The organism is Paraburkholderia sp. EG286B (assembly GCF_040965655.1).
In the GTDB taxonomy this organism is placed as follows: domain Bacteria; phylum Pseudomonadota; class Gammaproteobacteria; order Burkholderiales; family Burkholderiaceae; genus Paraburkholderia.
The window spans coordinates 1-352 of the sequence record NZ_JBFRCF010000197.1; the positions used below are offsets into that span (position 1 = coordinate 1).

The following is a 352-nucleotide window of genomic DNA, read 5'->3' on the forward strand; positions in this document are numbered from 1 at the left end:
ATCTGACCGGGCTCGGTGTGAGGCCGGATCAGCCGGTGGCGATCTGCCTTGCGCGCAGTCCGGCGATGGTGGTGGGGCTGTTGGCGATCCTCAAGGCGGGGGGCGCGTATCTGCCGCTGGATCCGGCCTATCCGTCGGCGCGGCTGCGCCAGGTGCTCGAGGATGCGGCGCCGCCGCTGCTGCTGGCCGATGCGGCCGGCCGTGCCGCGCTGGGCTGCGACGCGCTGCTCGATAGGACGGTGGTGGATCTCGACACGGCAACGCCGGCCTGGGCGAACCTGCCGGCCTCCGATCCGGACCCGCGCACGCTCGGCCTGAGCGCGCGCCACCTCGCCTACGTGATCTACACCTC

General features: G+C 72.7%; 1 protein-coding gene. It reads left to right on the top strand.

The window, feature by feature from the left end; translation table 11 throughout:
- On the top strand, positions 1-352 hold a 352-nt coding region (locus AB4Y42_RS44390), incomplete at both ends, for an AMP-binding protein (protein WP_368697917.1).